The organism is uncultured Aquincola sp., assembly GCF_964001545.1.
Classification (GTDB): Bacteria; Pseudomonadota; Gammaproteobacteria; order Burkholderiales; family Burkholderiaceae_C; genus Aquincola.
In genome coordinates, this window is sequence record NZ_CAXFDV010000274.1 from 1 (window position 1) to 5,211 (window position 5,211).

The window sequence follows — 5,211 nt, forward strand, 5'->3', positions numbered from 1 at the left end:
GGCAGCCAGCGGCAGATGCAGTCGCTGGCGATGGCCCGGGTGCAGCAGGCCGGCGTGCGGCCGGTGCAGCAGGTGGACGCGGCCACCGACGTGGTGGCCGTGGTGCGGGTGTTCGCCGAGCACCGCACCGACCATGTGCTGGTGCGCGACGACAGCCGCACGCCGCCGCGGCTGGGCATCTTCACCACCACCGGGCTGCAGCGCGCCATCCTGCAGGGCACGCCGCTGCAGCAGCTGCCGGTGGGCCGGCTGGCCAGCTGGCAGCTGGTGACGGTGGCGCCGCAAGCCTGGCTGTTCGAGGCCCAGGCCACGATGATCCGCCACCGCGTGCGGCGGCTGGTGGTGGCCGATGCGCCGGCCGAAGAAGGCGCGCCGCCCCGCGTGCACGGCACGCTGGACCAGGTGGACATGCTCAGCTTCCTGTCCAACCGCTCGTACCTGATCACACGCGAGATCCTGGAGGCCCCCGACCTGCCCGCGCTGGCCGGCCCGGCCGAGCGCATCCAGCAGCTGGTGGGGCTGCTGCATGGCGGCGGCACGCCGGTGGGCCCGATCGCGCGGCTGGTGCAGGCGCTCAATGCCCAGCTGTTCGAGCGCACCTGGCGACTGGTGGCGCCCGATGACCTGGTGGCCCACAGCTGCCTGTTCGTGATGGGCAGCGAAGGCCGCGGCGAGCAGCTGCTGAAGACCGACCAGGACAACGGCCTGGTGCTCGCCGACGGCTACACGCCGCCCGAAGACCTGCCGGCGGTGTGCCAGCGCTTTTCGGCCGCGCTGGCCGGCTTTGGCTACCCCGAGTGCCCGGGCCGCATCATGGTCAACCAGCCGGCCTGGCGGGCCAGCGCCAGCGAGTGGGTGCAGCGTGTGCGCGGCTGGCTGCTGGCCCCCACCGCCGAGCAGCTGATGTCGGTCGCCATCCTGCTGGACGCGCATGCGGTGTGCGGCGATGCCCGGCTGCTGCAGGGCGTGCGCACCGCACTGCTGGAGGCGGCACCCGACCACGACGCGCTGCTCGCCCGCTTTGCAGCCGCCATCCATGCCTTCGACGGCCGCAGCGGCTGGTGGACGCGGCTGCTCACCCGCGCCGACGATGCCGAGCGGCTGGACATCAAGAAGGCCGGGCTTTTCCCCATCGTGCACGGCGTGCGGGCGCTGGCGCTGGCCCACCGCATCGGCGCCACCGGCACCGCCGAACGCATCGAGGCACTGGCCGCCGAACACCGGCTGCCGGCCGAGCTGGCCGGCGCGCTGGTGGACAGCCTGCACTTCTTCATGACGCTGCGGCTGCGCGCCGGGCTGGAGGCTCAACGCCTGGGCCAGCCGGCGCAAGGCATCGCGGTGAGCAGGCTCAGCACGCTGGACCGCGACCTGCTGAAGGACACGCTGGAGGTGGTGCGCCGCTTCAAGGCGCTGCTCGACCAGCGTTTTCGGCTCGATCTTGTCTAGACAAGTGGATGCGCCGCGCCAGCACCGCCCTGCCCGCACCGCCCGCCGCCTGGTCGGCCCCGTGGCGCGCGCTGGTGCGTGCCTGGATGCTGTACCACCTGGGCGACCCGCGCTACCGCTTCCTGTACGACGCGCCGCCGCCGGACGAATGGGTGTCGGTGGACTGCGAGACCACCGGCCTCAACCCGCACAAGGACGAGATCATCGCCATCGGCGCGGTGCGCATCCAGGGCCAGCGGGTGCTGACCAGCCAGCGGCTGAACCTGCTGGTGCGGCCAGCGCGCGTCATCTCGGCCGAGGCGGTGAAGGTGCACGGCCTGCGCGAGCGCGACGTGGCCGGCGGCCTGCCCATCGACGAAGCGATGCACCGGCTGCTGCACTTCATCGGCCCGCGGCCGCTGGTGGGCTACTACCTGGAATTCGACGTCGCGCTGATCAACCGCGCGCTGTTTCCGATGCTGGGCGTGCGCCTGCCGCAACCCTGCATCGAGATCAGCGCGCTGTACCACGACTGGAAGCAGCGCCAGCTGCCGCCCTACCAGCACGGCGCCACCATCGACCTGCGCCTGGCCACGCTGATGGCCGACCTGCAACTGCCCACCCGCCAGGCCCATGACGCGGTGAACGACGCCACGATGGCGGCGCTGGCGTTTCTCAAGCTGAGGGCGCTGCTGGCGGCGCCGTGAGCGCCGCCACAGCCGCGCCCGGATCAGCCCGCGCGCCGCCGGCGCACGGTGGCGCCACCCACCACCGCCAGCCCGGCCAGTGCCAGTGCGGCGCTGGCGGGCTCGGGCACGCTGGCCACCGGCGTGGTGCGCCAACTGACCCCGATCGCCGAAGACGTGTCGCCGCCTGAATCGATTGCGTACACCGCCACGGTGGGCGGCGACCACCAGGTGTTCAGGTAAACGTTCACACGCCGCCCATCGGCCACCGAAAAGCCGATGCCCTGCGTGGTCAAACCGCCGTCGGCACGGACGAGGTTGTCCACCGGCCAGTCGTTGAGCGGCACCGGCGTGCCGGTGGCCTGCAGGCCGGTGATGGCGTTGCCGTAGAGCTGCCCCTGGATGGCAGTGACCAGAAAGTAGCCATTGGCGTCGGCCGTGTCCGTCGTGGTGAGCACTCCGCTGCCGAAGCTGCCCAACGAAAAATCGAAGGTACGCAGCGCATGCGCCGGCGCGGTGAGCGACAGGGTGACAGCCAGGGCAGCAGCGGTGCGCGCAAAGGTCAATGCAATGGCCATGTGGTTTCCTTTCAAATAGAAACTGACAATTGCATTTTGGGTGCCAGCTTTCGCATTGCAGTGGAGAGAGGGATCATTTGCCCACAGAGTTCACGAAGGTGCTGACGGGTGCACGAAGCGCACCACGCCGGGCCGGTCCACCTCACGCCGCAAGGTGGGTCGCGGCAAGGCCGGCACCGGGCGCCTGGGCGCGGCTTGTCCCTGGTGCACCGCCTGCTGCAACGCGGCCATCGCGGCCTCGGGGTCGGCCGCACTGGTGATGGCGCTGACCACGCACACGCCATCGGCGCCGCAGCGCATGGCCTCGGCGCAACGGGCCGCGTCCATGCCGCCGATGCCCACCACCGGCACCGCCTGCAGCAGCGCGCACCAGTAGGCCAGGTTGCCTTCGCCCTGCGGTGTCCAGGGCATCACCTTCAGCTGCGTGGCATGGATGGGCCCGCAGGCGATGTAGCTGGGCCCCAGGGCCCAGGCGCGGCACACCTCCCAGTAGGCATGGGTGCTCAGGCCCAGGCGCAGACCGGCGGCGCGGATGGCGTCCAGGTCGGCGCTGTCCAGGTCTTCCTGGCCCAGGTGCACGCCGTAGGCGCCGTGCTCGATGGCCAGTTGCCAATGGTCGTTGATGAACAGCTGCGCCCCCGCCGCCTGCGCGGCCTGCACGCTGCGGCGGATCTGCGCGGCCAGTGCCTGCGGCGGCGCCTGCTTGATGCGCAGCTGCACGGTGCGGATGCCAGCATGCAGCACCCGCGCCACCCAATCGGCGCTGTCGACGATGGCATACAGGCCCATCGAGCGCTCGGCCAGCGGCGCAAAGGCCTGCAAGGGCGGGCGCACCGGCAGGTTCTCGGCCCGCAAGGCAAAGCCGGCCAGCGGGGTGCCCGCCGGCGTGCGGCGGCGCTGGGCTTCGAACATCTGCGCCAGGATGGCGGCTTCGCGGTCCACGAAGCCCAGCTGCTGCGCCGCCTGCAGCGGCGTGTCGGTGGCCACGCCGAAGGCCTGGGCCACGGCGGCTTGCAAGGTATTGCCGGGGCTCATAGGTCGAACGGGCGGCCGCCCACCGGGGTGCTGGCCACCGCCATGTCCTGCGCGGCGATCAGCCCGGCCGCATGGCCCAGCCAGCCGCCGCGCACCGCATGCGCAAAGGCAGCCGCCATGCGCACCGGGTCGCCCGCCTGCGCCACCGCCGAGTTGAGCAGCACCGCATCGAAGCCCAGCTCCATCGCCTGCGCCGCATGCGAAGGCGCGCCCAGCCCGGCATCGACGATCAGCGTGACGCCCGGCAGCCGCGCCCGCAGCGTGCGCAGTGCCCAGGGGTTGAGCAGGCCCTGCGCGGAGCCGATCGGCGCGCCCCAGGGCATCAGGATGCGGCAGCCCGCGTCCAGCAGGCGCTGGCAGCTCACCAGATCGTCGGTGCAGTACGGAAACACCTCGAAGCCGTCGCGCACCAGTTGCGTGGCCGCGGCCACCAGTTCAACCGGGTCGGGCTGCAACGTGTGCTCGTCGCCCACCACTTCCAGCTTGATCCAGTGGGTGCCCAGCAGCTCACGCGCCATGTGGGCCAGCGTCACGGCCTCGCGCGCGCTGCGGCAGCCGGCGGTGTTGGGCAGCAGCCGGGCGCCGCTGGCGCGGATGATGTCCATGAAGGCGCCCTGGGCACCGCCGCCATCGCCGGCCAGCTCGCGCTTCAGGCCCACCGTCACCACGCCGGTGCCCGAGGCGGCGATGGCCTGCTGCAGCCCCTGCGGCGAGGGGTAGCCCGCGGTGCCCAGCAGAAAGCGGCTGCGCAGCGGCACGTCGGCCAGCTGCCAGTGGGCGTCGTCGGGCGGGGTGTGTGGGTCGGTCACGTCAACCTCCTGTGATGGGTTTGAAGCACTGCACCTGGTCGCCATCGGCCAGGGCATGGTGGTCGCGCTGCGCGCGGGCGACGAAGGCGCCGTTGATGGCGGTGGCCACGCTGTCGGGCGCATGGCCCAGTTGCTGGACCAGCGCGGCCAGGCTGCAGCCAGCGGGCAGCGCGTGCTGCTGGTGGCCCACCTGCACGTGGATGGTGTCGGTCATGCCAAAGTCTCCGAAGCAAGTGCGGCCAGGGCCTCTTCCACCAGCGCCGGCGCCAGCAGCCAGCCGTGGCGAAAGAGGCCGTTGATGCGGGTGAGCCCCGGCTGCGCGTGCAGGCAAGGCAGGTTGTCGGGCAGCGCGGGGCGCAGGTTGGTTTCCAGGTGCAGCACCCGGCCTTCGGCCAGCTCGGGCAGCACGCTGTGGGCCGCGCTCAGCAGCCCCAGCAGGCTGCGCACCGAGACGGGTGAGCGGTCCTCCGATTCGATCTCGGTGGCGCCCACCAGCACCACGTCATCCGGCCGCGGCACCAGGTACACCCGCCAGCGCGGATGCAGCAGCCGCAGCGGCCGGTGCAGCACCAGACCGCGGGCCTGCACCCAGGCCACCTCGCCCCGCACGCCACGCACCGGCAGCGCGGGCCGGGCGCCCAGGCCGCGCACGTCGAACACATGGTCGAAGCGGCGGCC

At 72.1% G+C, this 5,211-nt stretch carries 7 protein-coding genes; 2 read left to right on the forward strand and 5 right to left on the reverse strand.

Annotated features, from left to right (window positions below):
• Window positions 1-1,446, forward strand: a 1,446-nt coding sequence (locus ABNT58_RS09555; protein ID WP_348753256.1) for a DUF294 nucleotidyltransferase-like domain-containing protein, incomplete at its 5' end; no start/stop codon positions are given.
• An 8-nt stretch (window positions 1,447-1,454) separates the two neighbouring features.
• On the forward strand, window positions 1,455-2,132 hold the full coding sequence (locus tag ABNT58_RS09560) for a 3'-5' exonuclease (RefSeq protein ID WP_348753257.1): 678 nt from the start codon (window positions 1,455-1,457) through the stop codon (window positions 2,130-2,132).
• 23 nt (window positions 2,133-2,155) lie between these two features.
• Here ABNT58_RS09560 and ABNT58_RS09565 read toward each other — a convergent pair whose 3' ends face one another.
• The 5 genes from ABNT58_RS09565 to ABNT58_RS09585 all read right to left on the reverse strand — a co-directional run.
• On the reverse strand, window positions 2,156-2,689 hold the full coding sequence (locus ABNT58_RS09565; protein ID WP_348753258.1) for a PEP-CTERM sorting domain-containing protein: 534 nt from the start codon (window positions 2,687-2,689) through the stop codon (window positions 2,156-2,158).
• Window positions 2,690-2,779: 90 nt separating this feature from the next.
• Window positions 2,780-3,724, reverse strand: coding sequence for a thiamine phosphate synthase (gene thiE, locus ABNT58_RS09570; RefSeq protein WP_348753259.1), 945 nt, complete (start codon window positions 3,722-3,724; stop codon window positions 2,780-2,782).
• Window positions 3,721-4,533 (reverse strand): thiazole synthase, encoded by an 813-nt coding sequence (locus ABNT58_RS09575; RefSeq protein ID WP_348753260.1) that lies wholly within the window; start codon window positions 4,531-4,533, stop codon window positions 3,721-3,723. The genes thiE and ABNT58_RS09575 overlap by 4 nt, the downstream gene beginning before the upstream one ends.
• A gap of 1 nt (window position 4,534) precedes the next feature.
• Window positions 4,535-4,747: a sulfur carrier protein ThiS gene (gene thiS, locus ABNT58_RS09580; RefSeq protein WP_348753261.1), complete on the reverse strand. Its 213-nt coding sequence runs from the start codon at window positions 4,745-4,747 to the stop codon at window positions 4,535-4,537.
• Window positions 4,744-5,211 (reverse strand): FAD-dependent oxidoreductase (locus ABNT58_RS09585; RefSeq protein WP_348753262.1); only part of this gene is annotated, 468 nt, incomplete at its 5' end. The genes ABNT58_RS09585 and thiS, both read right to left, overlap by 4 nt.

Coding starts and splice junctions, on each gene's coding strand:
- ABNT58_RS09565 (WP_348753258.1), bottom strand. CDS start 2,689: ATGGCCATTGCATTGACCTTTGCGCGCACCGCTGCTGCCCTGGCTGTC.
- thiE (WP_348753259.1), bottom strand. CDS start 3,724: ATGAGCCCCGGCAATACCTTGCAAGCCGCCGTGGCCCAGGCCTTCGGC.
- ABNT58_RS09560 (WP_348753257.1), top strand. CDS start 1,455: ATGCGCCGCGCCAGCACCGCCCTGCCCGCACCGCCCGCCGCCTGGTCG.
- thiS (WP_348753261.1), bottom strand. CDS start 4,747: ATGACCGACACCATCCACGTGCAGGTGGGCCACCAGCAGCACGCGCTG.